Origin of the sequence: Pseudomonas sp. GD03862, assembly GCF_029840855.1 — a bacterium.
In the GTDB taxonomy this organism is placed as follows: Bacteria; Pseudomonadota; Gammaproteobacteria; order Pseudomonadales; family Pseudomonadaceae; genus Aquipseudomonas; species Aquipseudomonas alloputida.
On the sequence record NZ_JAOCDI010000107.1, the window covers coordinates 1 to 1,430 of the forward strand.

1 protein-coding gene is annotated in these 1,430 nt (G+C 54.8%); it reads left to right on the forward strand.

The window, feature by feature from the left end:
- The first annotated feature begins 86 nt into the window (after window positions 1-86).
- Entirely contained in the window at window positions 87-1,397 is a 1,311-nt protein-coding gene (locus N5D53_RS27535; RefSeq protein WP_104960600.1) for an IS4 family transposase, read from the forward strand.
- Window positions 1,398-1,430: the final 33 nt, after the last annotated feature.

The following is a 1,430-nucleotide window of genomic DNA, read 5'->3' on the forward strand; positions in this document are numbered from 1 at the left end:
TAATGCCAGTCAGTTAAGACTGACGCATTGACCTTTAGCCCATAGGCCGCAAAATCCGATGCTTGGAAACGAGCATCGGATTTTTTATGCGCCTGTCAAAAGCCCTGTCCCTCACTCATGAAATGGCATCGCGGCCACATGCCCTCGAAGGGCTTGGAGCCTTGCTTGATCCAGACATTGTGAAACAGGCCTTCGAAACGGCAGGTGTCTCGACTATACGCAAGCGCCGGTTGCCGTTGGAAAGCCTGGTCTGGTGCATCATCGGCATGGCGTTGTTCCGCCGGATGTCGGCTTGGGATGTCGTGAATCACATGGACATCATGCTGCCGGGCAAGCGACCGCTGGTGGCGCCCAGCGCTGTTGTTCAGGGACGGCAACGGCTGGGTAGCGAAGCGGTTCGCGAGGTGTTTTCGCTCACCCAGCAGCGATGGCATGCAGAAGTCCAACACCCTCAATGGTTGGGGTTAACACTTTTGGGTGTGGATGGCGTCGTCTGGAATACCCCCGACACCGCAGAAAATCGGGCGTGCTACGGCGGCGCGACCAATCAGCATGGCGATGGCAGTTACCCTCAAGTCCGAATGGTCTGCCAGATGGAACTGACTAGCCATCTGCTGATAAGCAGTACTTTCGAGAGCTATCACAGTAGCGAAATGAAGCTGGCCGAACAGTTGATCGCTACCACGCCTGATCACTCGCTGACCCTGTTCGATAAAGGTTTCTACTCGTTGGGTTTGCTGCATCACTGGCAATCACAAGGCGAGCAGCGTCATTGGCTTATTCCTTTGAAGAAGGGTAGCCAGTACGAAGTCGAGCACAAGCTTGGGCGCAACGATGCCGTAGTCATTCTGCGCACCTCGCCACAAGCCCGTAAGCAATGGCCCGGCCTGCCGCTGGAGACTCGAGCACGGCTGTTAAGCAAGACGATTAAAGGCAAGGTGGTGAGCGTACTGACCTCAATGGTCGATCCGCTGCGTTTCCCGGGTGATGAGATCGTCGACCTTTACAGTCAGCGTTGGGAAATCGAACTGGGATATCGAGAGATCAAGCAAGGGCTTTTAGGTGGTGAATATACGCTGAGAAGCAAGACGCCGGAGATGATTGCGCAAGAGCTATGGGGCGTACTGCTGGGCTACAACCTGTTGCGTTATCAGATGGTGCAAATGTCTCGACAGTGCCCTGGTGTGTACCCATGCGAGATGAGTTTTACTGCCTGTAGCTGGGCAATACTGGGCTTGCTGCATGGCACATCCTTGAACCACCCCGGAAATTTGCCGGGATTTTTGTCGGATCTGCAGGCTTCGGCGGCACAATATGTCTTGCCACATCGACGGCCTGACCGATGGTTTCCGCGAACGGTGAAGCAACGTCCAGCGAAGTACCCCACCCGAAAATGAAAAATGCCAGTCAGCTTAACTGACTGGCATTAG

What these genes read in the sequence shown, in the direction of transcription:
- N5D53_RS27535 (WP_104960600.1), top strand. Translation starts at nt 87, where the DNA reads ATGCGCCTGTCAAAAGCCCTGTCCCTCACTCATGAAATGGCATCGCGG.